The 25,527-nt window shown below is 71.7% G+C and carries 22 protein-coding genes and 1 pseudogene; 15 read left to right on the top strand and 8 right to left on the bottom strand.

What is annotated here, in order from left to right; translation table 11 throughout:
* Positions 1-20: 20 nt before the first annotated feature.
* Positions 21-392: a hypothetical protein gene (locus ACFZAX_RS21895; protein WP_390963541.1), complete on the bottom strand. Its 372-nt coding sequence runs from the start codon at positions 390-392 to the stop codon at positions 21-23.
* 529 nt (positions 393-921) lie between these two features.
* Here ACFZAX_RS21895 and ACFZAX_RS21900 point away from each other — a divergent pair.
* Positions 922-1,190 (top strand): annotated as a pseudogene (locus tag ACFZAX_RS21900) (type II toxin-antitoxin system RelE/ParE family toxin).
* A 111-nt stretch (positions 1,191-1,301) separates the two neighbouring features.
* On the opposite strand, the gene ychF reads toward ACFZAX_RS21900, so the two are convergent.
* Complete coding sequence (gene ychF / locus ACFZAX_RS21905; protein ID WP_386887593.1) at positions 1,302-2,390, bottom strand: redox-regulated ATPase YchF; 1,089 nt, start codon at positions 2,388-2,390, stop codon at positions 1,302-1,304.
* A gap of 283 nt (positions 2,391-2,673) precedes the next feature.
* On the opposite strand from ychF, the gene ACFZAX_RS21910 reads away from it, so the two are divergent.
* Positions 2,674-3,447 (top strand): DUF6542 domain-containing protein, encoded by a 774-nt coding sequence (locus ACFZAX_RS21910; RefSeq protein ID WP_390963542.1) that lies wholly within the window; start codon positions 2,674-2,676, stop codon positions 3,445-3,447.
* A 64-nt stretch (positions 3,448-3,511) separates the two neighbouring features.
* Here the strand turns inward: ACFZAX_RS21910 and ppgK are convergent, their stop codons facing one another.
* Positions 3,512-4,255 carry a polyphosphate--glucose phosphotransferase gene (gene ppgK, locus ACFZAX_RS21915; RefSeq protein WP_390963544.1) on the bottom strand — a complete coding sequence of 248 codons (744 nt, stop codon included), beginning with the start codon at positions 4,253-4,255 and terminating at the stop codon, positions 3,512-3,514.
* Between the two features lie 135 nt (positions 4,256-4,390).
* Positions 4,391-5,380 carry a 4-hydroxy-3-methylbut-2-enyl diphosphate reductase gene (locus ACFZAX_RS21920; RefSeq protein ID WP_390963546.1) on the bottom strand — a complete coding sequence of 330 codons (990 nt, stop codon included), beginning with the start codon at positions 5,378-5,380 and terminating at the stop codon, positions 4,391-4,393.
* A gap of 122 nt (positions 5,381-5,502) precedes the next feature.
* Here ACFZAX_RS21920 and ACFZAX_RS21925 point away from each other — a divergent pair, with 122 nt between their 5' ends.
* The 4 genes from ACFZAX_RS21925 to ACFZAX_RS21940 all read left to right on the top strand — a co-directional run bounded on the left by ACFZAX_RS21925 (position 5,503) and on the right by ACFZAX_RS21940 (position 9,333).
* Positions 5,503-6,903 carry an amino acid permease gene (locus tag ACFZAX_RS21925; protein WP_390963547.1) on the top strand — a complete coding sequence of 467 codons (1,401 nt, stop codon included), beginning with the start codon at positions 5,503-5,505 and terminating at the stop codon, positions 6,901-6,903.
* A 120-nt stretch (positions 6,904-7,023) separates the two neighbouring features.
* Positions 7,024-8,235: an exodeoxyribonuclease VII large subunit gene (gene xseA, locus ACFZAX_RS21930; protein WP_390963548.1), complete on the top strand. Its 1,212-nt coding sequence runs from the start codon at positions 7,024-7,026 to the stop codon at positions 8,233-8,235.
* Positions 8,236-8,305: 70 nt separating this feature from the next.
* On the top strand, positions 8,306-8,548 hold the full coding sequence (locus tag ACFZAX_RS21935) for an exodeoxyribonuclease VII small subunit (protein ID WP_390963549.1): 243 nt from the start codon (positions 8,306-8,308) through the stop codon (positions 8,546-8,548).
* A gap of 194 nt (positions 8,549-8,742) precedes the next feature.
* Entirely contained in the window at positions 8,743-9,333 is a 591-nt protein-coding gene (locus ACFZAX_RS21940) for a malonic semialdehyde reductase (protein WP_390963550.1), read from the top strand.
* A 115-nt stretch (positions 9,334-9,448) separates the two neighbouring features.
* On the opposite strand, the gene ACFZAX_RS21945 is transcribed toward ACFZAX_RS21940, so the two are convergent.
* Positions 9,449-9,967 carry a DUF4245 family protein gene (locus tag ACFZAX_RS21945; RefSeq protein WP_390963552.1) on the bottom strand — a complete coding sequence of 173 codons (519 nt, stop codon included), beginning with the start codon at positions 9,965-9,967 and terminating at the stop codon, positions 9,449-9,451.
* Positions 9,968-10,123: 156 nt separating this feature from the next.
* On the opposite strand from ACFZAX_RS21945, the gene glpX reads away from it, so the two are divergent.
* Positions 10,124-11,155, top strand: coding sequence for a class II fructose-bisphosphatase (gene glpX / locus ACFZAX_RS21950; protein WP_390963553.1), 1,032 nt, complete (start codon positions 10,124-10,126; stop codon positions 11,153-11,155).
* Between the two features lie 110 nt (positions 11,156-11,265).
* Here the strand turns inward: glpX and ACFZAX_RS21955 are convergent, their stop codons facing one another.
* Together ACFZAX_RS21955 and ACFZAX_RS21960 are read right to left on the bottom strand one after the other, a co-directional pair.
* Entirely contained in the window at positions 11,266-11,640 is a 375-nt protein-coding gene (locus ACFZAX_RS21955) for a WhiB family transcriptional regulator (protein WP_390963554.1), read from the bottom strand.
* A gap of 221 nt (positions 11,641-11,861) precedes the next feature.
* Entirely contained in the window at positions 11,862-12,557 is a 696-nt protein-coding gene (locus tag ACFZAX_RS21960) for a DUF1707 domain-containing protein (protein WP_390963556.1), read from the bottom strand.
* A gap of 246 nt (positions 12,558-12,803) precedes the next feature.
* Here ACFZAX_RS21960 and ACFZAX_RS21965 point away from each other — a divergent pair, with 246 nt between their 5' ends.
* From ACFZAX_RS21965 to ACFZAX_RS21990, 6 genes are all read left to right on the top strand, one after another.
* Positions 12,804-14,471, top strand: coding sequence for a FumA C-terminus/TtdB family hydratase beta subunit (locus tag ACFZAX_RS21965; protein WP_390963558.1), 1,668 nt, complete (start codon positions 12,804-12,806; stop codon positions 14,469-14,471).
* Positions 14,472-15,115: 644 nt separating this feature from the next.
* On the top strand, positions 15,116-16,420 hold the full coding sequence (locus ACFZAX_RS21970) for a M18 family aminopeptidase (RefSeq protein ID WP_390963560.1): 1,305 nt from the start codon (positions 15,116-15,118) through the stop codon (positions 16,418-16,420).
* Positions 16,421-16,628: 208 nt separating this feature from the next.
* Entirely contained in the window at positions 16,629-18,032 is a 1,404-nt protein-coding gene (locus ACFZAX_RS21975) for an aspartate ammonia-lyase (RefSeq protein WP_390963561.1), read from the top strand.
* Positions 18,033-18,141: 109 nt separating this feature from the next.
* Positions 18,142-18,828 (top strand): DUF402 domain-containing protein, encoded by a 687-nt coding sequence (locus ACFZAX_RS21980; RefSeq protein WP_390963562.1) that lies wholly within the window; start codon positions 18,142-18,144, stop codon positions 18,826-18,828.
* 482 nt (positions 18,829-19,310) lie between these two features.
* Positions 19,311-21,233, top strand: a complete 1,923-nt coding sequence (locus ACFZAX_RS21985; RefSeq protein ID WP_390963563.1) for a SpoIIE family protein phosphatase — start codon at positions 19,311-19,313, stop codon at positions 21,231-21,233.
* Between the two features lie 108 nt (positions 21,234-21,341).
* Complete coding sequence (locus tag ACFZAX_RS21990) at positions 21,342-21,569, top strand: hypothetical protein (RefSeq protein ID WP_390963564.1); 228 nt, start codon at positions 21,342-21,344, stop codon at positions 21,567-21,569.
* A gap of 83 nt (positions 21,570-21,652) precedes the next feature.
* Here ACFZAX_RS21990 and ACFZAX_RS21995 read toward each other — a convergent pair whose 3' ends face one another.
* Positions 21,653-23,887: a transglycosylase domain-containing protein gene (locus ACFZAX_RS21995; RefSeq protein ID WP_390963565.1), complete on the bottom strand. Its 2,235-nt coding sequence runs from the start codon at positions 23,885-23,887 to the stop codon at positions 21,653-21,655.
* A gap of 315 nt (positions 23,888-24,202) precedes the next feature.
* On the opposite strand from ACFZAX_RS21995, the gene ACFZAX_RS22000 reads away from it, so the two are divergent.
* Positions 24,203-25,186, top strand: coding sequence for an SPFH domain-containing protein (locus ACFZAX_RS22000; protein WP_390963566.1), 984 nt, complete (start codon positions 24,203-24,205; stop codon positions 25,184-25,186).
* Positions 25,183-25,443: a hypothetical protein gene (locus tag ACFZAX_RS22005; RefSeq protein ID WP_390963567.1), complete on the top strand. Its 261-nt coding sequence runs from the start codon at positions 25,183-25,185 to the stop codon at positions 25,441-25,443. Before ACFZAX_RS22000 ends, ACFZAX_RS22005 begins: the two co-directional genes overlap by 4 nt.
* The last annotated feature ends 84 nt before the right edge of the window (positions 25,444-25,527 follow it).

The following is a 25,527-nucleotide window of genomic DNA, read 5'->3' on the forward strand; positions in this document are numbered from 1 at the left end:
CCTCTTCCTCAGGGGCGGACTCAGCTACCCGGCCGGTCTGTCTCTTCCTCTGCCGCTTCCTTCAGAAGCTCGGCGATGGCTTCTCGCGCGCGACGGTCGAGTTTCGTCGCCTCCACCTGCACGGTGCGCCTGCCATCGGTCACGGTCCAGGTGCTGGTCCGCCCCAGACGTGCCTCCAGCCAGATGAGGAAGGCCGTCAGTGCTTGCTCGATCACCTGCGGGTGCTGAGAGGCGAAGGCGATCCCCTCGTCCAGTACGCCCATGTCCCCGCGCGCACCGGGCTTCTTGGTGATCTCGGCCGCGAAGTCCGGCCTGCCGACCTGCCGGTTGACTGCGTCCCGGAGCGAGGAAAGACTCTCCGAACCATCAACACAGACCAGACTGATGCGCATAGCTGTATCCCCCGTTTCACAGGCAATGCAAGTACGCGCGATTATACGGCGCCGACAACATCAGGCACCCTGAGAACTCGCGGGCGAACAGGGGCATTTGTTCTACTCATGAGCGACGATCGGGGCACCCGCCCACTCGGTAGCAACAACGGACACGGCTCTCGATACTGACAACCGAAGCGAACGAGAAGCCACTCCCCCGGCATTCGCAAGCGCGCCGGAGGCAGGTGGCGGCAGGTCACCTCAACGACGCCGGGGAATGAGCCACTTCGGATGCAAGGTCGACGCCCAGCGACGGCGAGGACTCCGTAGGGGGACGGTCGACCACCCGGTCACACCCGCCTTCCACGACCAGGACGGTCACCCAGCGCCCGCGTTGCCGCGTATACCCGGCCCGGGAGTCTCCGCCGTCTCCGTCGAGGTGCTGCGGGAGCGGAGCGCGAGATCAATCGAATCATCGACGAGCGCACGGCCGGCTCCGCACCCGGCATCCCGATCGAGGACACCATGAGGGAGACGCCGGCCCACGGTGCGTGGGTACCGAACCGCCTTCCGCCCCGAGGCGCAGGCCGAGCTCCGGAAGATCCCCCGCGACCCGGCCCTGCGCATCCTGGCCAACTGACCGAGCCGGAGAGCGCCCCTCCCTACCCCGGCTTCGACACCACCGCGCTCGTGTCACAGCCGGAACGCCGCCGCCTGCGATTCTGCGGCTGCCGGGTCGTCTGCACGATCGACGATGGAGAGGTCGTGGTGTGGGTCGTCCACGTCGGGCATCGCCCCGCCGTCTACGGCACCTGAACCAGGCTGCAGCACGTCCGGCGCGGAATGGACGAAGGGGCCGACTCCCCGAGGAGTTGGCCCCTTCCGACATGCATACTCGCCGACTGAGCAGCGTGACACGTCATTCGCTCACACGTTGAACCGGAACTCCACCACGTCCCCGTCCTGCATGACGTACTCCTTGCCCTCCATGCGGGCCTTGCCCTTCGCGCGGGCTTCGGCGACGGAGCCGGTCTCGACGAGGTCGGCGAAGGAGATGATCTCCGCCTTGATGAAGCCCTTCTGGAAGTCGGTGTGGATCACACCGGCCGCCTCGGGGGCCGTGGCGCCCTTCTTGATCGTCCAGGCGCGGGTCTCCTTGGGGCCTGCCGTGAGGTAGGTCTGGAGGCCCAGGGTGTCGAAGCCGACGCGGCCGAGGGTGGCGAGGCCGGGCTCTTCCTGGCCCATGGACTGGAGGAGCTCCAGGGCCTCCTCGTCGTCCAGCTCGATGAGCTCGGACTCGATCTTGGCGTTGAGGAAGATGGCCTCGGCCGGGGCGACCAGGGCGCGCTGCTCGTTCTTGAAGTCCTCGTCGACCAGCTCGTCCTCGTCGACGTTGAAGACGTAGAGGAACGGCTTGGTGGTGAGGAGGTGCAGCTCGTGGAGGAGGCGGCCCTTCTCGGTGGCGGCCGTGATGCCGGCGGCGAAGAGGGTCTGGCCGGACTCCAGGATCTTCTGGGCCTCCTCGACCGCGGCCAGGACGGCGACCTTCTCCTTCTGGAGGCGGGACTCCTTGGTGAGGCGCGGGACGGCCTTCTCGACGGACTGGAGGTCGGCGAGGATCAGCTCGGTGTTGATCGTCTCGATGTCGTCCTTGGGCGAGACCTTGCCGTCGACGTGGACGACGTTCTCGTCCTTGAAGGCACGGATGACCTGGCAGATCGCGTCGGACTCACGGATGTTCGCGAGGAACTTGTTGCCCAGGCCCTCGCCCTCGCTCGCGCCGCGCACGATCCCGGCGATGTCCACGAAGTCGACCGTGGCGGGGAGGATCTTCTGCGAGTTGAAGATCCCCGCGAGCGTGTTCAGCCGGGGGTCGGGCACGCCGACGACGCCGACGTTCGGCTCGATGGTGGCGAACGGGTAGTTGGCCGCCAGTACGTCGTTCTTGGTCAGGGCGTTGAACAGGGTCGACTTGCCGACATTCGGCAGACCGACGATTCCGATCGTGAGCGACACGTTGGCGACTTCCTGGAGTGAGGACGGGGCGGAGGGGCGGGGCGTACCGGGCGGGCCCGGCAGTGGACCGATTCTCCAGTTTACGGGCGGGGCCGACCGTGCCGTCACGGGTCCGGTGGAGGGCGCCGACGCCAGGGCCCCGGCCCGGGGCGTACGCCGGGAGAGGCGCCCCGCACCGAACAGGGCCCTCATTCGGCCGTGTGACGTCGAACGCAGCCCCAAGCTCGGCCAAAGCGCGTGTCCAACGCCTGATTCACCCTGTTCCGCGACCTACGTTGTCCAGGTGGAGCAGCACAGGACTCGTCCCCCGCAGCGCAGGAAGCCCCAGGAGCCCTCGGCGGCCCCGGCCCCTCGGGGCGGCGCCCCTCTCGCCGAGAGTTCGGCCGTCTACCGGGTGGTCGGCACGCCCGGCGCCCGGCGGAACGTGCCTCCCGTGGTGCTGGCGCTGCGCAGATTTCCGAACCCCCGGCTGACCGGGATCGGCGCGGGGCTCTTCGCCGCCGCCGCGATGTTCGTGCTGGCCTGCCTGGTGTGGCTGCTGTTCGACGCGTCCGCCCTCGTCTACGGAGCGCTGTTCGTCCCGGTCAGCGCGCTGACCGCGCTCTGGGTGAGGCCCGCCGACCTGGTGACCGCGCCGATCAGCGTGCCGATCGCGTTCGCCGTCGGGGTGCTGCCGGTCGCCGGGGGCGACGGCGGGCTCGGCGGGCAGCTGATGGCGGTCGTGACCGCGCTCGCGGTGCACGCCGGCTGGCTGTACGGGGGCACGCTCGTGGCCGGGGTGATCGCGACCGTACGCAAGGTCCGGCAGATGCGGCAACGGCAGCTGCTGCTCGCCGCCAGGGCGCTCCGGCCGGCCGCCGCCGGGCAGCAGCCCGGGGACCGGAGCGCGAGCGCCGACGGGCGGCCGGAGGACCAGCCCTGCCCGGAGGACCAGCCCCGCCCGGAGGACCGGCTCGGCCCGGGCGCGCGCCCCCGGCCGGGGAAGGCGCGTCCCGCCCCGGGGGCGCGCGGTGGCCCCGTCGGACAGGGCCGGGCCCGCCGCACCCCCCAGGCGTAGGAACCACGAGCAGGATCACGGAATCGCGAGGTCCTGGGGAGAGGCGGGCGGGCCCGGGATTCCGCTACTTCCCCGCCGCGCGGGCCGCCATGGCCGCACCGACGATGCCGGCGTTGTTCTGCAGCTGGGCGGGGACCATCTCCGCCCGTACGTGCTTGATGAGCGGCAGGAACTTCTCCGCCTTGCGGCTCACTCCGCCGCCGATGATGAAGAGATCGGGCGAGAACAGCATCTCCACGTGGGCGAGGTACTTCTGTACCCGGTGCGCCCAGTGTTCCCAGCTCAGGTCGTGGTCCTCCTTGGCCTTGGTCGACGCGTGCTTCTCCGCGTCGTGGCCGTTCAGTTCCAGGTGGCCCAGCTCGGTGTTGGGCACGATCCGGCCGTCGGTGAAGACGGCGGAGCCGATGCCGGTGCCGAAGGTGAGGGTGATGACCGTGCCCTTGCGGCCCTTGCCCGCGCCGAAGGTCATCTCGGCGACGCCCGCCGCGTCCGCGTCGTTGAGGATCGTCACGGGACACCCGAGCCGCTCGGAGAGGAGCGCGCGGGCGTCCAGATCGACCCAGCCCTTGTCGACATTGGCGGCGGTACGGGTGACGCCGTCGGTGACCACACCGGGAAAGGTGATGCCGACCGGTCCGGACCACTTGAAATGGCCGACGACCTCGGCCACGCAGTCGGCCACCCCGTCGGGTACCGCCGGATGCGGTGTCAGCACCTTGTGGCGCTCCTGCGCCAAGTCCCCACGATCCAGGTCCACGGGAGCGCCCTTGATCCCTGAACCGCCGATGTCCACGCCGAAGATCTCCATGGGCACCACGGTAAGGGCAGCGGGCGTCTCGCACGTCCGGAGTCGACGGGACGTGCGAGACCACTCCCACCGGACGCGTGTGGAGCGTGGATCGAGCGTTGCTGCGGGGGAAGGCTGCGGAGCGTGTGTCGAGCGTTACTGCTGGGCGAGGGCGGCGGCCTCGGCGCGCAGGTCGCGGCGGAGCTCCTTGGGCAGCGAGAAGGTGATCGACTCCTCGGCCGTCCTGACCGTCTCCACGTCCGCGTAACCGCGCTCGGCGAGCCACTCCAGCACACCGTCGACGAGGACGTCGGGGACGGAGGCGCCGGAGGTCAGGCCGACCGTGGTGACGCCTTCGAGCCAGGCTTCGTCGATCTCCGACGCGAAGTCCACCAGGTGGGCGGCGGGGGCTCCGGCGTCCAGGGCGACCTCGACCATGCGGATCGAGTTGGAGGAGTTCTTGGAGCCGACGACGATGACCAGCTCGGCGTCCTCGGCCAGCTTCTTCACGGCGACCTGGCGGTTCTGCGTGGCGTAGCAGATGTCGTCGCTCGGCGGGGAGAGCAGGTTCGGGAACTTGTTCTTGAGGGCGTCGACCGTCTCCATCGTCTCGTCCACCGAGAGCGTGGTCTGGGAGAGCCAGACGACCTTCGACTCGTCGCGGACCTGGACGTTGGCGACGTCCTCGGGGCCGTCGACCAGGGTGATGTGGTCGGGGGCCTCGCCGCTGGTGCCGATGACCTCTTCGTGGCCCTCGTGGCCGATCAGGAGGATGTCGTAGTCCTCCTTGGCGAAGCGGACGGCTTCCTTGTGGACCTTGGTGACGAGCGGGCAGGTGGCGTCGATCGTGGCGAGCCGGCGCTCGGCGGCCTCGGCGTGGACGGTCGGGGCCACGCCGTGCGCGGAGAACATCACGATGGAGCCCTCGGGGACCTCCGCGGTGGTCTCCACGAAGATCGCCCCCTTCTTCTCCAGGGTCTGCACGACGTACTTGTTGTGCACGATCTCGTGGCGCACGTAGACCGGGGCGCCGTACTGCTCCAGGGCCTTCTCGACGGCGATCACGGCACGGTCCACGCCCGCGCAGTAGCCACGGGGAGCGGCGAGCAGGACACGGCGGGCAGGGGTTGCAGTCATGCGTCCCATCGTAAGGCCGTACCGAACAGGCGCGGGCTCGGCCGGGTCGGGAGACTGGGCCGTGATCACCGGGGTACGAGCCCGCCCGCGCCGGCGGGCCCGCCGCCGGGCCGGACACCATGGAGGGCCAGATGCCGGGAACGGAAACGGGCAGCAGCGCGCGGAGCGGACTGCGCCGCTCGCTCGGGTTCAGGGACCTGGTGGTCTACGGACTGCTGTTCATCGCCCCCATGGCCCCGGTGGGCGTCTTCGGCACGCTGGACGCGAAGTCGGACGGCGCGGTGGCGCTGGTGTACGTCGTGGCGACGGTCGTGATGGCGTTCACGGCGTTCAGTTACGCGCAGATGGTGCGGGTGGCCCCGAAGGCCGGGTCGGTCTTCACGTACGCCCGCAAGGGGCTCGGCGAGGTGCCCGGGTTCATCGCGGGGTGGATGGCGATGCTCGACTACCTGCTGATCCCCGCGGTCGCCTACCTCTTCTCCGGGATCGCGATGAACGCGCTGGTCCCGGAGGTGTCGCGGTGGGTGTGGACGGCCATCGCGGTGGTACTGACCACGGCGCTCAACCTGTGGGGGGTGCGGGCCGCCGCTCGGGTCGGGTTCGCGGTGCTCGGCCTGGAGATCGCGGTGCTGCTGGTGTTCGTGGTGTCGGCGGTGGTGGTGCTGGTACGGGACGGGGCGCAGCGGGGCTGGCTGACGCCGCTGACCGGTGACTCCGGGTTCTCGACGACGGCGGTGATCGGGGCGGTGTCGGTCGCGGTCCTCTCCTACCTGGGGTTCGACGCCATCGCCTCGTTCGCCGAGGAGGTGACGGGCGGGTCCGCGAAGGTCGCGCGGGCGGTGCTGTTCTGCCTGGTGATGGCGGGGGCGCTCTTCGTGGTGCAGTCGTATCTGGCGGCGCTGCTGGAGCCGGTCTCGTCGGCGGAGCTGGCGGCCGATCCGGCGGCGCAGGGGTCGGCGTTCTACGACGCGGTGGACGCCTCGGTCGGCACCTGGCTGCACGACCTGGTCGCGGCGAGCAAGGCGGTCGGGGCTGCGTTCGCGGCGCTGGCCGGGCAGGCGGCTGCGGGGCGGCTGGTGTTCGCGATGGCGCGGGAGAGGCGGCTGCCGTCGTTCCTGGCGCGGATCGACGCGAAGTCGGGGGTGCCGAGGGTCGCGGTGCTCTGCGCGGCGGTGGTGACGCTGGTGGCGGCGGTCTGGGCGGCCCGGCGGGACGACGGGCTCGACCATCTGGTGTCGGTGGTGAACATCGGCGCGCTGACCGCGTTCGTGCTGCTGCACGCGTCGGTGGTCGGCTGGTTCGTGGTCCGCCGGATGGAGGGCGCCCCGAGCTGGTGGCGCCATCTGGTGGTGCCGGTGCTGGGTGCGGCGGCGCTGGTCGCGGTGATCGTGGAGGCGACGACGAGCGCGCAGGTGGTGGGTGCCTGCTGGTTCGCCGTCGGGCTCGTGGTGGTGGCGGTGCAGGGCGGCCGGCGCCCCGGCGGTGACGAGGAGACCATGGGCCGGAGCGGGGGCACCCGGCCCGGGACCTGAACGGGCGGGGGGCGCGGTGCGGGAACACGGGCGCGGTGCGGGAACACGGGCGCGGTGCGGGAACATGGGCGCGGTGCGGGAACGGGGCCGGTGTCCGCGGGGGCGGTTACGCTCGCCCGTATGGCTCTCAACACGTCCGCGGAAGCCCCGCTGCCCGTCGGTGAGGTGTCCCGGCTCATCGGCGGCTGGATCGACCGGCTCGGCGCGATCTGGGTCGAGGGGCAGATCACGCAGCTCTCGCGGCGGCCGGGCGCGGGAGTCGTCTTCCTGACCCTGCGCGACCCGGCCCACGACATCTCGGTGAGCGTGACCTGCTTCCGGCAGGTCTTCGACCGGATCGCGGACGTGGTGACGGAGGGCGCCCGGGTCGTGGTCCTGGCGAAGCCGGAGTGGTACGCACCGCGCGGGCAGCTCTCGCTGCGGGCGACGGAGATACGCCCGGTCGGCATCGGCGAGCTGCTGGTACGGCTGGAACAGCTGAAGAAGTCCCTCGCCTCCGAGGGACTCTTCGCGCTGGACCGGAAGAAGCCGCTGCCGTTCCTTCCGCAGCTGATCGGGCTGGTCTGCGGGCGGGCGTCGGCGGCCGAACGCGACGTGCTGGAGAACGCGCGGCGCCGCTGGCCGGCGGTGCGGTTCGAGGTGCGCAACACCGCCGTGCAGGGCGTCCACGCGGTCAACCAGGTGGTCCAGGCGGTCCAGGAGCTGGACGCGATGCCCGACGTCGACGTGATCGTGGTCGCGCGCGGCGGCGGCAGCGTGGAGGACCTGCTGCCGTTCTCGGACGAAACGCTGATCCGTGCCGTGGCCGCCTGCCGTACGCCGGTGGTCTCCGCGATCGGGCACGAGCCGGACTCCCCGCTGCTGGACCTGGTCGCGGACCTGCGCGCGTCCACGCCCACCGACGCGGCGAAGAAGGTCGTACCGGACGTGGGCGAGGAGCTGGACCGGGTCCAGCAGCTGCGGGACCGGGCGCTGCGGACCGTCCGCGGGCTGCTGGAACGCGAGGAGCGGGGGCTGGCGCACGCGCTCGGCCGGCCGGCGATGGAGCGTCCGCAGCGGCTGGTGGACGAGCGGGCCGACGAGGTGGAGGCACTGGCCGGGCGGGGGCGCCGGGTGCTGGGGCATCTGCTGGACCGGGCCGACTCGGAGATCGCGCACACCCTGGCCCGGGTGGTCTCGCTCTCCCCCGCGGCGACCCTGGAGCGCGGTTACGCGGTGCTCCAGCGGGCGGACGGCCACGTGGTGCGCTCCCCCGAGGAGGCCGGCGCACCGGGTGAGGTGCTGCGGGCGCGGGTGTCGGAGGGCGAGTTCGCGGTACGGGTGGAGGGGTGAGCCGCCCGGGCGCCCCGGGCCGGGTCCGCGGCCGGGACCACTGTCGGTGGGCGCACATAGAGTGGGCGGCATGACGGACGACGGGACGACCACCGCCGGTGCGACCGGCACGCCCGGTTACGAGCAGGCGCGCGACGAGCTGATCGAGGTCGTGCGCCGGCTGGAGGCGGGCGGCACCACGTTGGAGGAGTCGCTGGCGCTCTGGGAGCGCGGCGAGGAGCTGGCGAAGGTGTGCCGCCGCTGGCTGGAGGGCGCCCGCGCCCGCCTCGACGCGGCCCTGGCCGGGCCGGAGGACGGCACGCCGGCGGAATGACCGGCGCGTCGGCGGAGTGACCGGCGCGTCGGCCGGCTCCGGGTCGCCGCGGCGACCGGCGTGCGGATCGGGTGATCGCCCCACCGGGCCTATGGCGTGGATCACTCCTCGCCCGATTTAGTTGAAAGTTAATCTACCTCTCGGCTACGGTGACCCCGTCGCCCGATTCCGTACGTCCAGAAGGTAGATCGCGCATGTCTCTCGCCCTTGACCCCGCCGCGCAGGCCCTCCTCTTCACCGAGGCCCGCACCGCCAACACCTTCTCCGACGAGCCGGTGACCGACGAGCAGATCCAGGCGATCTACGAACTGGTCAAGTACGGCCCCACCGCCTTCAACCAGTCGCCGCTGCGCGTCGTCCTGGTCCGCTCCGAGGAGGGCCGCGCCCGCCTCGTCGAGCACATGGCCGAGGGAAACCGCCCGAAGACCTCCGCCGCGCCGCTGGTCGCGATCCTCGCCGCGGACAACGAGTTCCACGAGGAGCTCCCGGCGCTCATGCCGCACTTCCCGCAGGCGAAGGACGCGTTCTTCTCCGAGCGCCCGGTCCGCGAGCAGTCGGCCGCCCTGAACGCCGCGCTCCAGGCCGCCTACTTCATCGTCGGCGTCCGCGCCGCCGGCCTGGCCGCCGGCCCGATGACCGGCTTCGACGCCGCGGGCATCGAGAAGGAGTTCCTGGACGCCGACCACAAGCTGCTCATGGTCGTCAACATCGGCAAGCCCGGCGAGGACGCCTGGTTCCCGCGCCTGCCGCGCCTGTCGTACGACGAGGTCGTCACCACCGTCTGACCGGTCCGGTCACGAACGCCGGGAAGCCCGGAACACCCGAGGTGTTCCGGGCTTCCCGGCGTCTTCGGGCAGGCGCCCGGGAGGGAGAGCGGGGAGGAGTCGGGAGGGGCCGGGCTCAGGACGTGGTGAGCGCGGTGGCCATCGCGACCAGCTGCTTCGTGGGGGCGGAGCCGGTGACCACCGTGGTGGCGCCGTCGGCGTTCAGCACCAGGGCGTCGTACTTCGCGCCCTTCCAGTACTGCCACTCCTGGCCGGCGACGGTCTCGGTGCGGCCGGTGTCCTCGGCGTCCTGGCTGACGTCGGGGACGTACTTCTTCGCGGGCGTCGTGGACTGCTCCACCGCGACGTACCTGCCGTCGGGGTCGATGAATCCCAGGTGCCAGCTGCTGCCGTCGGCGCCGTCGTACGAGACGGAGGTGGCCTTCCAGCCGTCGGGAAGCCCGGACGGGGCGGCCACCGGGTACGGGGCCGCGCGGCGCGCGGTCGCGAGTTCGACGCGGTAGTCGACGGTCTGGACCGGGTCGGCCTTGTCGTCGTGCGGAACGAAGACGTAGATGACGCCGGCCGCGGCGACGATCAACACCATCGACAGGAACATGTCCCGGATTGTCTGCTTACCTCGCTTGCTTGCCACGGATACATGGTGGCATGCGGCCCGAGAGCGACCGCCCGGGACCCCGGCCCGGGCTCGTGCGCTCATCCGTGGGGCGCTCTGCTCATTTTATCGGCCTACCGATAGAGTCGAAGCACGCTCATTTCCGGTCGTCGTCGTACAGAAAGGCGTGCTCCGATGCCCGAGCACCATCTGCCGTCCCAGCTGGAAGTCTCTCCGGAGGCCCCCGACCGCAACCTCGCCCTCGAACTGGTCCGGGTCACCGAGGCCGCCGCCATGGCCGCCGGCCGCTGGGTCGGGCGCGGCGACAAGATCGGTGCCGACGGGGCCGCCGTGAGGGCCATGCGGACCCTCGTCTCCACGGTCTCGATGAACGGCGTGGTCGTCATCGGCGAAGGGGAGAAGGACGAGGCCCCGATGCTCTTCAACGGCGAACGGGTCGGCGACGGCACCGGCGCCGAGGTCGACATCGCCGTGGACCCGATCGACGGCACCACGCTCAACGCCAAGGGCATGCCCAACGCCATCGCGGTGCTGGCCGCCGCCGACCGGGGGGCGATGTTCGACCCCTCGGCCGTCTTCTACATGGACAAGCTGGTGACCGGGCCCGAGGCCGCCGACTTCGTCGACATCGACGCACCCGTCGCGGTCAACATCCGACGGGTCGCGAAGGCGAAGCACTCCTCGCCCGAGGACGTCACCGTCGTCGTGCTCGACCGCCCGCGCCACGAGGGCATCGTGAAGGAGATCCGGGACACCGGGGCCCGGATCAAGTTCATCTCGGACGGCGACGTCGCCGGTTCGATCATGGCCGCCCGCGAGGGGACCGGCATCGACCTGCTCATGGGCATCGGCGGCACGCCCGAGGGCATCATCTCGGCCTGCGCCATAAAGTGCCTGGGCGGTGTCATCCAGGGGAAGCTGTGGCCGAAGGACGAGGCCGAGCGGCAGAAGGCACTGGACGCCGGACACGACCTGGACCGGGTGCTGTCGACGAACGACCTGGTCCGCGGCGACAACGTGTTCTTCGTGGCGACGGGGATCACCGACGGTGAACTGATGCGCGGGGTCCGCTACCGGGCGGAGACCGCCACCACGGAGTCGATCGTGATGCGCTCCAAGTCGGGCACGATCCGCACCATCTCGTCCACGCACCGGCTGTCGAAGCTGCGGGCGTACAGCGCGATCGACTTCGACCGGGCGCAGTAGACCCGCGAATCCGGGCGAGCGCAGGAGACCCGCGACCCCGGCGAGCGCACCGCGCCGCCGGAACGCGAAGGGGGCCACCGGGCGGTGGCCCCCTTCGCGCCGTGCGCGGATCAGCCGGCGGCGGCGATATGCCCCTTGGCGGCCGCGGCCGCCTTGAGCTCCATGTCGCGCCGGCGCCTGCGGGCCAGCACCACCCGCCGCTCGGCGGCGGTGAGACCACCCCAGACCCCGTACGGCTCCGGCTGCATCAGGGCATGCTCCTGACACTCCACCATGACGGGGCAGCGGGCGCAGACCCGCTTCGCGGCGTCCTCACGGGACAGCCGGGCGGCTGTCGGCTCCTTCGACGGCGCGAAGAAAAGCCCGGCTTCGTCCCGGCGGCACACCGCCTCGGAATGCCAGGGTCCCGCCTGGTCTTCCCGTGCGGGAGCTCGCTGAGCGGGCACAGCGGCGACCTGCAGGGGCTGATGAGGCAGTTGCAGCACGGTCTACTCCTGACGACGGCTTCGCGAGCGAGAGACGATGCAGGATTCTTTACCCGCTGTACGCACAGCTATGCGCTGCGTGGCACCGCCGAACGGGGCGTGCAAGAGGGCTCGGCCCGCGCCCTGGCCGAATAGCGCCGCCCACTCCCGTCACGCCCGATCACTCCACCCCCGGCCGGGCCGCGTCGCGCACCGGACGGCGGGTGTTCGACGACCGCCGCTCAGTGGCCGAGGTGCTTGCGCAGCTGACGCTGGAGATTCTCGATCAGCTTGCCCCGCTTGGGCTTGGCCTCGACGTTCCCGAAGACGGAGTAGCCGTTGACGACGACCACCGGCGCCTCGGGATCGGCGGACTCGGTGTTCTCCACCTCGAAGTTGGCGAAAATCCCGGTGCCACTGCCGCGCAGGGTGATGTTCTCCGGAACCTTGACTTCGACATTGCCGAAAATCGACGTCGCGTTGATGACCGTGAGCCGCTGCCCGAACAGCGCCTCGGTGAGGTCGATCTCCACCGTGCCGAAGAGCGCGAACGCGTGGGTGCGCCCGCCGACCCGCCAACGGCCCCTGCGCGTCGCACTGCTGAAGACCGCGACGAGCTTCTCCGCGTCGGCGGAGGCGGTGCCCGCCTCCGCCGCGAAGGGGCTCGCCGCCGCCCGCCCCGGCGCGGGACTCCCGGTGGCGGGAAGATCGCCCACCAGGGGTTCCAGCTCGCCGACGGTCTTGGCGCGGTAGACGAGTTCGACCCGCTCCGCGTGCTCCTCGGCGGTCAGCCGGCCTTCGGCCACCGCTTCGCGCAGGATGTCCGCGATCCGGTCGCGGTCGGCGTCGGACGCGCGGAGGCCGGAGGGCCCGGAGGCCGGGGCGGCGGCCGTGGCCGTCGGCCGCGGGGACTGCTGAGGCTGCTTTTCGAGGTCCACCGGCCCAGCGTACCCAAACGCGATAGATCGCGACCAGGCCGTGCCCGACAATTCGCGCCGGATCGGCGGGCGGCGTCCGGTGCGGTGCGTCGCACGGCGGAGGACCCGGCTCGCCCCCCTCGCCCCCGCCCCCGCCCTCGGGGGTGAGCCTTACCTCACAGAACCGGCCTCCCTCCCGAGCTCTACCCTGGTGGGTGCGCTGCCCAAGGGAGGTCAGCCGCTGTCGCCGAGTAAGGAATGGCCGAAATGCCAGAGTTTGCGTACTCCGATCTGCTCCCCGTGGGAGAGGACACCACGCCCTACCGGCTGGTGACCTCCGAAGGCGTTTCGACCTTCGAGGCCGACGGCCGTACGTTCCTCAAGGTGGCGCCCGAGGCGCTGCGCACGCTGGCCGCCGAGGCGATGCACGACATCTCCCACTACCTGCGGCCCACCCACCTCGCCCAGCTGCGGCGGATCATCGACGACCCGGAGGCGTCCTCGAACGACAAGTTCGTGGCGCTGGACCTGCTGAAGAACGCGAACATCGCCGCCGCCGGCGTGCTGCCCATGTGCCAGGACACCGGGACGGCCATCGTCATGGGCAAGCGCGGGCAGAACGTGCTGACCGAGGGTGGTGACGAGGAGGCGCTGTCGCACGGCATCTTCGACGCGTACACCAAGCTCAACCTGCGGTACTCGCAGATGGCTCCGCTCACCATGTGGGAGGAGAAGAACACCGGCTCCAACCTCCCGGCGCAGATCGAGCTGTACGCCACCGACGGCGGCGCGTACAAGTTCCTCTTCATGGCGAAGGGCGGCGGCTCCGCGAACAAGTCGTTCCTCTACCAGGAGACGAAGGCCGTCCTGAACGAGGCCTCCATGATGAAGTTCCTGGAGGAGAAGATCCGTTCGCTGGGAACCGCGGCCTGCCCGCCGTACCACCTGGCGATCGTGGTCGGCGGTACGTCGGCGGAGTTCGCGCTGAAGACCGCCAAGTACGCCTCCGCGCACTACCTCGACGAGCTGCCCGGCGAGGGCTCCCCCACCGGGCACGGCTTCCGGGACAAGGAGCTGGAGGAGAAGGTCTTCGAGCTGACGCAGAAGATCGGGATCGGCGCGCAGTTCGGCGGCAAGTACTTCTGCCACGACGTGCGCGTGGTCCGCCTCCCCCGGCACGGCGCCTCGCTGCCGGTGGCCATCGCCGTCTCCTGCTCCGCCGACCGCCAGGCGACCGCGAAGATCACCGCCGAGGGCGTCTTCCTGGAGCAGCTGGAGACGGACCCGGCGCGCTTCCTGCCGGACACCACGGACGAGCACCTCGACGAGTCCGGTGACGTCGTACGGATCGACCTCAACCGGCCGATGGACGAGATCCTCGCCGAGCTGACCAAGTACCCGGTCAAGACCCGCCTCTCGCTGACCGGCCCGCTGGTCGTGGCCCGCGACATCGCGCACGCCAAGATCAAGGAGCGGCTGGACGCGGGCGAGGAGATGCCGCAGTACCTCAAGGACCACCCGGTGTACTACGCGGGCCCGGCGAAGACGCCGGAGGGGTACGCCTCCGGTTCGTTCGGCCCGACGACGGCCGGCCGGATGGACAGTTACGTCGAGCAGTTCCAGGCGGCGGGCGGCTCGAAGGTGATGCTGGCGAAGGGCAACCGGAGCAAGCAGGTCACCGACGCCTGCGGCACGCACGGCGGGTTCTACCTGGGCTCGATCGGCGGCCCGGCGGCCCGGCTGGCGCAGGACTGCATCAAGAAGGTGGAGGTCGTCGAGTACGAGGAGCTCGGCATGGAGGCGGTCTGGCGGATCGAGGTCGAGGACTTCCCCGCGTTCGTCGTGGTGGACGACAAGGGCAACGACTTCTTCACCGAGCCCGCTCCGGCGCCCACCTTCACCAGCATCCCGGTGCGCGGCCCCGGCCTCGCCTGATCCCTGCCGTCCGCGCAGCGCACGGAGCCTGATCCGTACGCTGCGCGACGTACGCGGAAGCCTTCCCAGGGACGTTCCGGCCGGTGTCATCCGGCCGGAACGCCCCTGTCCGTCGTACGGAGCCGCCCACGCGCCCCCATGCGCGCACCCTTCGGGCGCCCTCGGGGCGCCTGCGGGCCGCTCCCGGGCGCACCGTCGAAATCAAGCCAATTTCGCGAAATGGCGCCAGGTGACAGCCGCTCTTCCCGGGGCGGCGGACCGGTGGTGCGCGGGCGGCGTCCCCGCCCCGTGGTGCGGCCCCCGTGGAAGCGCGTCCGGCGCGCGCGGACAGCGAATTCGGCCCGGCACCCGATGCGGTGGGCCGGTGCCCCCCGCCCTCCGGTGCCGCCGCGGCCCCGTGGCCCGGGGGGCCGACCGGCGCCCGGACCACCGCCCCTTTCCCGCAGCGTGCCCGGGGGCGGGCTTGCGCGGTGCCCGGCGTCTGCGGTGGGTTGAGCGCGTCCGGGCCTGATCCGCCGGGCACCCCCACCGCCCGCACGAGCCGCGCGCCCAACTCGCCCGTGTGCCGCGAGCGGCGGGGAGATCGCCGACCACCCCCGTGCCCCACCCTCGCGGTCGCACACCACCGGAAAGGCGGACGACGCATGACGCCGGCCCCCCACCGAAGCCACACCGACGACCTGCTGGCCTTCATCGCCGCCAGCCCCTCCCCCTACCACGCGGTGGCGAGCGCCGTGACGCGCCTGGAGAAGGCGGGATTCCGCGAGATGCGCGGCACGGACGACTGGAGCGGTACGACCGGCGGCTGTTACGTCGCCCGAGCGGGGGCGCTGATCGCCTGGTACGTCCCCGAGGACGCGCCCGTGCACACCCCCCTGCGGATCGTCGGCTGTCACACCGACTCGCCGAACCTGCGGGTCAAGCCGAACCCCGACACCGGGACGGCGGGCTGGCGCCAGATCGGCGTCGAGATCTACGGCGGGGTGCCGCTGAACACCTGGCTCGACCGCGACCTGGGCATCAGCGGCCGGCTCACCCTGCGCGGCAGCACTCCCGGCGCCCCGCGCGAACTGCTGGTACGGATCGACGAGCCGCTGCTGCGCGTCCCGCAACTCGCCATCCACCTCGACCGGAAGGTCAACGAGGGCGCGCTGCTCGACCCGCAGCGCCACCTCGCCCCGGTGTGGTCGCTCGGCGCCCCCGAGGAGGGCGCGCTGCTGGGCCGGGTCGCGGCGGCGGCCGACGCGGACCCGGCGGACGTACTGGGCTGGGACCTGATGCTGCACGACGTCCAGCCGCCCGGATACCTGGGCGTGAAGAAGGAGTTCGTGGTCGCTCCCCGTCTCGACAACCTGGTCTCCGTGCACGCGGGCGTCACCGCGCTGGCGGACGCCGCCACCGCCGTCGAGCAGCCCCGGTACGTGCCGGTGCTGGCGGCCTTCGACCACGAGGAGGTCGGCAGCGCCTCGCAGACCGGGGCGCAGAGCCCGCTGCTGGAGCGGGTGCTGTCGCGCGCGGTGGCGGCGCGCGGCGGCAGCGCGGAGGACTGGGCGCGGGCGCTGGCCGGGTCCTTCTGCGTCTCGGCCGACATGACCCACGCCGTGCACCCCAACTACCAGGAGCGCCACGACCCCGGCCACCACCCGCTGCCGAACGGCGGCCCGACGGTGAAGGTCAACACCAACCAGCGGTACGCCACCGACAGCACGGGGGTCGCGCTCTTCCGCGAGGCGTGCGACCTGGCCGGGGTGCCGTGGCAGTCCTTCGCCGCCAACAACGCGATGCCCTGCGGCACGTCGATCGGCCCGCTGACCGCCGCACGCCTCGGGGTGACCACGCTCGACGTCGGGGTCCCGGGCCTCTCCATGCACTCGGCGCGCGAGCTGTGCGGGGCCGATGACCCGGCGCATCTGGCGGCGGCGCTGCGTGCCGTGCTGTCGGCCGCCTGAGCGGGCCGGGCGCCGGCCCCGCCCGTCGTCCCCGTACCCCGCGTGCCGTGTGCGCGCGGGGTACGGGTGCGGGAGAGGGTGGCCCCGGGGCGGGCCGGGCTCGTGTCCGGCGGATCGGGGTCGCGACCCCGGCCATGATCCGCCGGCCGCCGCCCGGGGAATAGCCCCGCGGAAGCGCGCGCTCAACGGCACAGGAGGTTCGAACAACATGACCGATGCACAGGAACCGGCGGAATTCCGTGTCGAACACGACTCGATGGGCGAGGTGAGGGTCCCGGCCCACGCCAAGTGGCGTGCGCAGACCCAGCGGGCGGTGGAGAACTTTCCCGTGTCCGGCCAGCGCCTCGAACGCGCCCACATCGAGGCACTGGCCCGGATCAAGGCGGCCGCCGCCAAGGTCAACGCGGATCTGGGGGTGCTCGATCCGGAGGTCGCGGAGGCGATCCGGGGGGCCGCGGCCGAGGTGGCCGAGGGCCGGTGGGACGACCACTTCCCGGTCGACGTGTTCCAGACCGGCTCGGGGACCTCGTCCAACATGAACACCAACGAGGTGATCGCCACCCTGGCCTCCGAGCGTCTCGGCCGTGACGTGCATCCCAACGACCACGTCAACGCCTCGCAGTCCTCGAACGACGTCTTCCCGTCCTCGATCCACATCGCCGCCACCGCCGCCGTCACCGGCGACCTCGTCCCGGCCCTGGAGCACCTGGCCGCGTCGCTGGGGCGCAAGGCGCGGGAGTTCGCGGAGGTCGTCAAGTCGGGGCGTACCCATCTCATGGACGCGACGCCCGTCACCCTTGGACAGGAGTTCGGTGGGTACGCGGCGCAGATCTCCTACGGCGTCGAGCGCCTGCGCGCCACCCTGCCCCGGCTCGCCGAACTCCCGCTGGGCGGCACGGCGGTGGGTACCGGGATCAACACACCGCCCGGCTTCTCCGCCGCGGTGATCGCGGAGATCGCCGGTACGACGGGGCTGCCGCTGACGGAGGCCCGCAACCACTTCGAGGCGCAGGGGGCGCGGGACGGCCTCGTGGAGGTCTCGGGCCAGCTGCGTACGGTCGCGGTCTCGCTGACCAAGATCTCCAACGACCTGCGGTGGATGGCCTCCGGGCCGCGCACCGGGCTGGCCGAGATCGCCCTGCCCGACCTCCAGCCGGGATCCTCGATCATGCCGGGCAAGGTGAACCCGGTGATCCCCGAGGCGGTGCTGATGGTCGCGGCGCAGGTCATGGGGAACGACGCCACGGTCGCGGTGGCGGGCGCGGCGGGCAACTTCGAGCTGAACGTGATGATGCCGGTCATCGCGAAGAACCTGCTGGAGTCCGTGCGGCTGCTCGCCAACGCCGCCCGGCTGCTGGCGGACCGCACGGTGGACGGCATCACCGCCGACACCGCCCGGACCCGCGCCTACGCGGAGTCCTCGCCCTCGGTGGTGACCCCGCTGAACAAGTACCTCGGGTACGAGGAGGCGGCCAAGGTCGCCAAGAAGTCGCTGGCGGACGGCACCACGATCCGCGAGACCGTGCTGGCCTCGGGGTACGTGGAGCGGGGCGACCTGACGGTGGAACAGCTGGACGCGGCACTGGACGTCCTGCGGATGACCAGGCCGTGAAGCTCCGCCCCGGACGGGTCGTCAGCTTTCACTGACGGTCCGTCGGGGTCCGGACCGCGAGGTGGTACGTATCGCAGCGCCCGCGCGGCGACGTCCGTAAGATCTGTTCATGGAAGGTACGGGAGAGCACACACGCTGGGCGCCCGGGGACCACATCCTCTGGCGCTACCGGGACAAGGGCAGCGAGGTCGGGGCCACACACGCTCCGCCGCTGCGCATCTGCCGTCCGGTCACGGTCGTGCAGGACACCGAGGACCTCCTCGCGGTGTGGATGGCACCGGGCACCGAGTGCGTACGGCCGGTGCTCGCGAACGGCACCGAGGTGCACACGGAACCGCTGGCCACCCGCTACACCGTGCCGCGCACCACGGCCCGGTACACCTGGTGGGGCATGGGCGTGCTGAAGCTCGCGCGGCCGGGTGAGCCCTGGTCGGTCTGGCTCTTCTGGGACCGGGGCTGGGTCTTCCGGAACTGGTACGTCAACTTCGAGGAACCACTCACTCGTTGGAGTTCCGGGGTCGATTCCGAGGATCATTTCCTCGACATCTCGGTGAACCCCGACCGGAGCTGGAAGTGGCTCGACGAGGACGAGTTTGCACAGGCCCAGCGGGTCGGTCTGATGGACGCCGGCACGGCCGGGCGGGTGCGCGGGGCAGGGCGTGCGGCGGTCTCGGTGATCGAGGCGTGGGGGTCGCCGTTCCGGGACGGCTGGGAGCACTGGCGGCCCGATCCGGCCTGGCCCGTCCCGGCACTGCCGGATGACTGGGACCGCACCCGCGCGCGTACGCCGTCGTGAGACTCTTGAATCACCCGTGGGGGGCGCCCGTAGGATCAGCCTCCCGAGGGCCCGTGCGCGACAACCCGCGTACCGGCCACCGGACCTGACCGCATGTCACAGGCGACACCGCACAGGCCGTACCACCCGCCCGGGCCGCAGCCCGGACGGACCGCACGGTCGCGGAAGCCACTACGAGGGGGTGGAGGCGTGGTGCTCGCACGAGCGGGTGCACACCGCGGCACGGCCGCACTCGCGGCCGGTGCGGTCCGCGCTGCCGGGGCCGCACCGCGTGTCCCGGACGCCTCGGGCGCGGCGGACACCTCGGACGCCTCGGACACCGAAAACGTTGTCAGCGCCCGGTCACGTGTGCGCATGGTTTCGGCCCCGCGCGCGGCGGTCACGGGTGAGCGTCGTTGTTCCCACCGCTCTCACCGGGGCAGAGTGTCGCCCCACGAGGTGACTGCCTCATACAACCGGCCCGGACGGACGGAACCCCACGCGTGACGGAGCATCCCACCTCCCACGAAGGCCACCGGCCTCTCGTCGCCCGGCCGCAGGAGCGCACCCGGCCCCGGCAGCAGGACGCCGCGCCGGTCACCGCGACGCCCGCGGCCATCCCGGGTCCCGCCGGGGCGCCCAGAGCCCCCGGCTCCGCGCCCGCCGCCTCCGGCGTCCTCGCCGCGCCCGACCCGCAGGCGGCGGCGCGGCGCGAGGGCGACCGGCTGCGGTTCGTCGGCGCGGCCACCCGCCGGATCGCCCGGGGCATCGATCTCGACGAGATCGTTCTCGGTCTCTGCCGGGCCAGCGTGCCGACCTTCTGCGACGAGATCCTCATCTACCTGCGCGATCCGCTCCCGGTGGGCGACGAGCGGCCGGTGGAGCCGTTCGTGCTCCGGCTGCGGCGCAGCGACCGGCTGCGCACGGCCGAGGAGGACGTGGACGCGCTCCACGACCCCGAACGGCTCAGACCGCCGCTGATCGACCCGGGGACCGATCTGCTGCCCGTCGCGGATCTCTGCGAGGTACGCAGCGGCGGTGCGCTCGGCGAGGTGCTGCGCGGGGTACGCCCGGTCTTCGGCGACAACGCGGCGGCCCGGTCGGCCCTGCCGGAGCTGCTCGGCTCGGGGCGGCCCGCGCCCACCGGTCACCGCGCGATCCTGGCCCCGCTCCGGGGCCGGCGGCGGGTCATCGGCTCGGCCGTCTTCCTGCGCACCACCGAGCGCGCCCCCTTCGAGGCGAACGACCTGCTGGTCGCGGCGCAGCTCGCGACGCACACCGCGCTCGGCATCGACAAGGCCGTCCTCTACGGCCGCGAGGCGTACATCGCGGACGAGCTCCAGCGCACGATGCTGCCGGACTCGCTGCCGCAGCCCACCGGGGTGCGGCTCGCCTCCCGCTACCTCCCGGCCGCCGAGACCGCCCGGGTCGGCGGCGACTGGTACGACGCGATCCCGCTGCCGGGCAGCCGGGTCGCGCTGGTCGTGGGCGACGTCATGGGCCACTCGATGACCTCGGCCGCGATCATGGGGCAGCTGCGCACCACCGCGCAGACGCTCGCCGGTCTCGACCTGCCGCCCCAGGAGGTCCTGCACCACCTGGACGAGCAGGCGCAGCGGCTGGGCGAGAACCGCATGGCGACCTGCCTGTACGCGGTGTACGACCCGGTGGCGCACCGCATCACGGTCGCCAACGCGGGTCATCCGCCGCCGGTGCTGCTGCACCTGGGCGGGCGTGCGGAGGTGCTCGACGTGCCGCCGAACGCCCCGATCGGGGTGGGCGGGGTCGACTTCGAGGCGGTGGAGCTGGACGCGCCGGCCGGTGGCACGCTGCTGCTGTACACGGACGGCCTGGTGGAGTCGCGGGTGCGGGACGTGTGGACCGGCATCGAGCAGCTGCGGGAGCGGCTGGCGGCGACCGCGCGGCTGACCGGTCCCGACCACTCGCCGCCGCTGGAGGCGCTCTGCGACGACGTGCTCGACATGCTCGGGCCGGGCGACCGGGACGACGACATCGCGCTGCTGGCGGCCCGCTTCGACGGGATCGCGCCGAACGACGTGGCGTACTGGTCCCTGGACCCGCAGGACTCGGCGCCGGGCCGGGCCCGGAGGCTGGCCCGGGGGGCGCTGGAGCGCTGGGGCATGGAGCACCTCTTGGACGAGGTGGAGCTGCTGGTCAGCGAGGTGGTCACGAACGCCGTCCGGTACGCCGAGCGGCCGGTGACGCTGCGGCTGCTGCGGACCGACATCCTGCGCTGCGAGGTCGGTGACGACTCGCCGCAGCTGCCCCGGCAGCGCCGGGCCCGGGAGACGGACGAGAGCGGGCGCGGCCTGTTCCTGGTGAACCGGCTGGCCCGGCGGTGGGGGGCGACGCGGCTCTCCACGGGCAAGGTGGTCTGGTTCGAGATGGCGACCGGGGGACAGTAGGAGGAGCGTGCGAGGGTGGTAGGCCCTGTCGGGGGCCGGAGCACATGGTGCCGACCCCCGGGGCCGGGGAGTCGGCCCGGTCCCGGCGAACCGTCACGGACGGCAGCGGTGTGCGCGCGGAACTCGTACGGCGGCCCGGCCGCGGACACCGCCCGGTTCGGCGACCCGGCCCCGGAGAGGTTCGGGACCAGCCGGTCCCGCGCCGCGTCGGCGAGGACCTGGCGCCATCTGCTGGACGGGGTGAGCGCCCCGGTGCCGGAGCGCGCGCCGCAGGACGGGCGCGACGTCGGCAGGCACCTCGGCGACCGGGTGGCAGCGGAGGTCAACGGCGGCTGACCGGCCGCGCACACGACCGCGGGGCGGAACCGGATCGTCTCCGGTTCCGCCCCGCGGTCGGGTGCGCGGGCCGCCGCCGCGGGTCAGCCCAGCAGGCCGCCACCGCCGGGGCGCTCGCCCGACTGGTCGCCGTCGTCGCCGTCGTCGGATCCGTCCCCCGGGTCGTATCCGTCGGAGGGGGATTCGCTGGGCTCGACGGTGGTCGACTGACTCGGGTCGGGCGACGGGGTCTCGGTCTCCGTCGGCTCCTGCGAGGGCGTCGCCGAGGGGGACGCGGTCGTGGCGCTCGGCGTCGGGGTCGGCGACTTCGACGCGGTCGGGCTCGGCGGCGGGGTGTAGGGCACCTCGCCGGCCTCCACGTCCTCCAGGTCGAACTGCGCGTCGGAGCCGCCGTTCAGCGCCCCCAGCGTGTAGTCGGCCCAGATCCGGGCGGGGAAGCCACCACCGTTGGCACGGCCGGAGTTGGCGGTGCCGGTCAGGCTGACCTGGCCGCCGCCCTCCTTCGGGGACTCGCCGTAGAGCGCGACGACGGTGGTCAGCTCGGGCGTGTAGGCCGCGAACCAGGCCGCCTTGTTGTTCTCGGAGGTACCGGTCTTGCCGGCCGCCTCGTACGCGGTGGTGTTGGCCGCCTGGCCGGAGCCGGAGTCGATGACCCCGGTCATCGCCTTGGTCACGGTGTCCGCCGACTTGCGGCTGATCACCTGCTTGCCGACGCCGTCCACGGCGTCGACCTTGCGGTCGCGGTGCTCGGCCGACTTCACGATGAAGGGCGTGACCTTCTTGCCGTGGTTGTCGAGGGTGGCGTACGCGCCTGCCATGTCCCACGTCGAGGCGTTCATGGTGCCCAGCGTGATGGCGGGGCGCTCGGGGAAGTTCTCGTCCGGCAGGCCGAGGCTCAGCGCGGTCTTCTTCACGGTCCCCGGCCCCACGTCGACGACCATCTGCGCGAAGACGGAGTTGACCGAGGCGTTCAGCGCCTTCTGCACGCTGATGTCGCCGTAGTCCTGGTCGTCCTCGTTCTGCGGGGCGAACGGGGTGTCGCTGCCGACGACGGGGCGCTTGCTGGTGCCGTCGTAGGTCGTGTTCAGGCCGATCAGGTCGCCGTCCTGGGTGGTGGACTCGTTCTCCAGGGCGGAGGCGAGCACCAGCGGCTTGAACGTCGAGGCCGGCTGGTAGTCGCGACGGGTGGCGTTGGAGACGTAGTGCGCGGGGGGGCCGACTCCGCCGTAGAGGGCGACGACCGCGCCGGTCTTCGGGTCGACCGAGGTGGCGCCCGCCTGGACGGTGGCGTCGACCTTGCTGTTCTTCCGGTCGAGCTTCGACTCCAGCTGGGCGTCGACCGACTTCTCCAGCTGCTTCTGGCGCTTCTTGTCGATGTTGAGCGTGATCGTCCAGCCGCCGGCCCGGAGCTGGTCGTCGGTGAGGCCCTGCTTCTTGAGCTCGGCCTTGGCCGCCTCGACCAGGTAGTAGGTCTGGCCCTCCATTCCCGGCGAGGGCTTGGGGGCCTTCGGGACGGGGAACTCCAGGCTCTGGCGGTCGGCGCTGCTCAGCCAGCCCTTCTCGACCATGTTGTCCAGGGTGTAGCCCCAGCGTTCCTTGACCAGGCGCTTGCCGGTCGCGGTCGCGGTGGCCCAGTCGTACTGGCTGGGGGCCTGGAGCAGCGAGGCGAGGTAGGCGCCCTGGGAGACGTCGAGCTTGGAGGCGTCCACGCCGTAGTAGGCCTGGGCGGCGGCCTGGATGCCGCTGGCGCCGCGGCCGTAGTAGGCGGTGTTGATGTACCCGGCGAGGATGTCGTCCTTGGTCATCTTCTGGTCGACCTTGAGCGAGATCACCAGTTCCTTGAGCTTGCGGGAGACCGTCGCGTCCTGCGTGAGGTAGAAGTTCTTCACGTACTGCTGGGTGATGGTCGAGCCGCCCTGCTTGCCCTTGCCGGAGAGCGTGCTGAGCATGGCACGGGTGGTGCCCTTCAGGTCGACGCCCTTGTCCTGGTAGAAGGACTTGTTCTCGGCGGCGACGAAGGTGTGCTGCACCGGCTTCGGGACCTGCGCGAGGTCGACGATCTCCCGGTTGACCTCGCCTTCGCGGGCGAGCACGGTGCCGTCGCTGTACTTGTAGACGTTGCTCTGCATCTGGGCCTGGGCGTTCGCCTCGGGCACCGGTACGTACAGGTACAGCACCACGAAGGCGCCCATCACCAGCAGGCAGAGACCGAAGAACGTGCCCAGCATCCGCTTCCAGGTGAAGAGCCCGCGTATGCCGCCCCTCTTGCCGGCCCGCGCCTCGCGGCTGCGGGCACGACGCTCATCCGCTCGCCCCATCGCTGTGTCGCTCCTGTTTCTCGGTCGGTCGGTCCCCCGCGGCTCCGTCGGTCCGGTCGGCCCTGCCGTCCGCACCGCCGTGAGCCCTGCCGTCAGTTCTGCCGTCAGCTCTGCCCAGCCAAGACAGCTAACACTGTCAGGACGGACAAAAAGCAAGCGATCCGGCCTTTTCCGGACGTGAGAATCAGCACCCGCTTCTCCAGGAACCGACTCCCTGGAGGGCCCCATGGTTGCGAAAACCGCTAATGTGATATCACTTTGGAAGCAGCGAACTTCCCCGCGTCCGCAGGGGAACCAGACGAATCGGGGGACCCCGTGTCCGAACAGCACCACGACCGCCAGCCGGCCCCGTCCGTACCCACACCCACCACCGAACTGCCCGTCGACGCGCCGCAGATGCCGGCCTCGCAGGTCAGGGAGGTGACCGCGCACTCCATCCCGGGCGGCCTCGGCCTGCTGCTCACCGTCGTCGGCGTCCTCATCGGGGTCGGCGTGATCGTCGTCGGCGGAGTCCTCGGCTCGGGCGGCAGCGACGGCCTCGGCGCGGCCCTGGTGATCGTCGGCATCCTGCTCGTCGTCGCGTCCTTCTTCTGCATGAGCGGGGTGAAGATGGTCGCGCCGGGCGAGGCGCGGGTCGTCCAGCTCTTCGGCCGGTACGTCGGCACCATCCGGACCGACGGCCTGCGCTGGGTGAACCCGCTCACCAGCAGCCGGAAGATCTCCACCCGGGTCCGCAACCACGAGACCGCGGTGCTCAAGGTCAACGACGCGTACGGCAACCCCATCGAACTCGCCGCGATCGTCGTCTGGAAGGTCGAGGACACCGCACAGGCCCTCTTCGAGGTGGACGACTTCCTGGAGTTCGTCGCCACCCAGACCGAGGCGGCCGTCCGGCACATCGCCATCGAGTACCCGTACGACGCCCACGAGGAGGGCGGCCTCTCGCTGCGCGGCAACGCCGAGGAGATCACCGAGAAGCTGGCCGTCGAGCTGACGGCACGGGTGCGGGCGGCCGGGGTCCAGATCATCGAATCGCGCTTCAGCCACCTCGCGTACGCCCCCGAGATCGCCTCGGCGATGCTCCAGCGGCAGCAGGCCGGGGCGGTCGTGGCGGCCCGGCAGCAGATCGTGGAGGGCGCGGTGGGCATGGTCGAGATGGCGCTCACCCGGATCGCCGAGCAGGACATCGTGGAGCTGGACTCGGAGCGCAAGGCGGCCATGGTCAGCAATCTGATGGTGGTGCTCTGCGGGGACCGTGCCGCGCAGCCGGTCCTGAACACGGGCACGCTCTACCAGTGACCGACGAGACCTCCGGGCGCGGGCCGCGGCAGCGCAAGCAGATGCTGCTGCGGCTCGACCCCGCCGTGCACGACGCGCTGGCGCGCTGGGCCTCCGACGAACTGCGCAGCGCCAACGCGCAGATCGAGTTCCTGCTGCGCCGGGCGCTGGCGGAGGCGGGCCGGCTGCCCGGCGCGACGGCGCCCATCGCCCGCCGGGGCCGCCCGCCGAAGGCTCCGGACACGGAGCCGGAGCCGGGGGCCCACCCGACGGAATGAGGGGGGACGCGCCCGCCTCGGGCGCGCCCGCCCGCCTTTCGGCCAGCTATACACGGTAGGTATACACACCGTGTACAGTGCTCC

It is taken from the genome of Streptomyces sp. NPDC008125 (assembly GCF_042957125.1).
GTDB lineage: Bacteria > Actinomycetota > Actinomycetes > Streptomycetales > Streptomycetaceae > Streptomyces.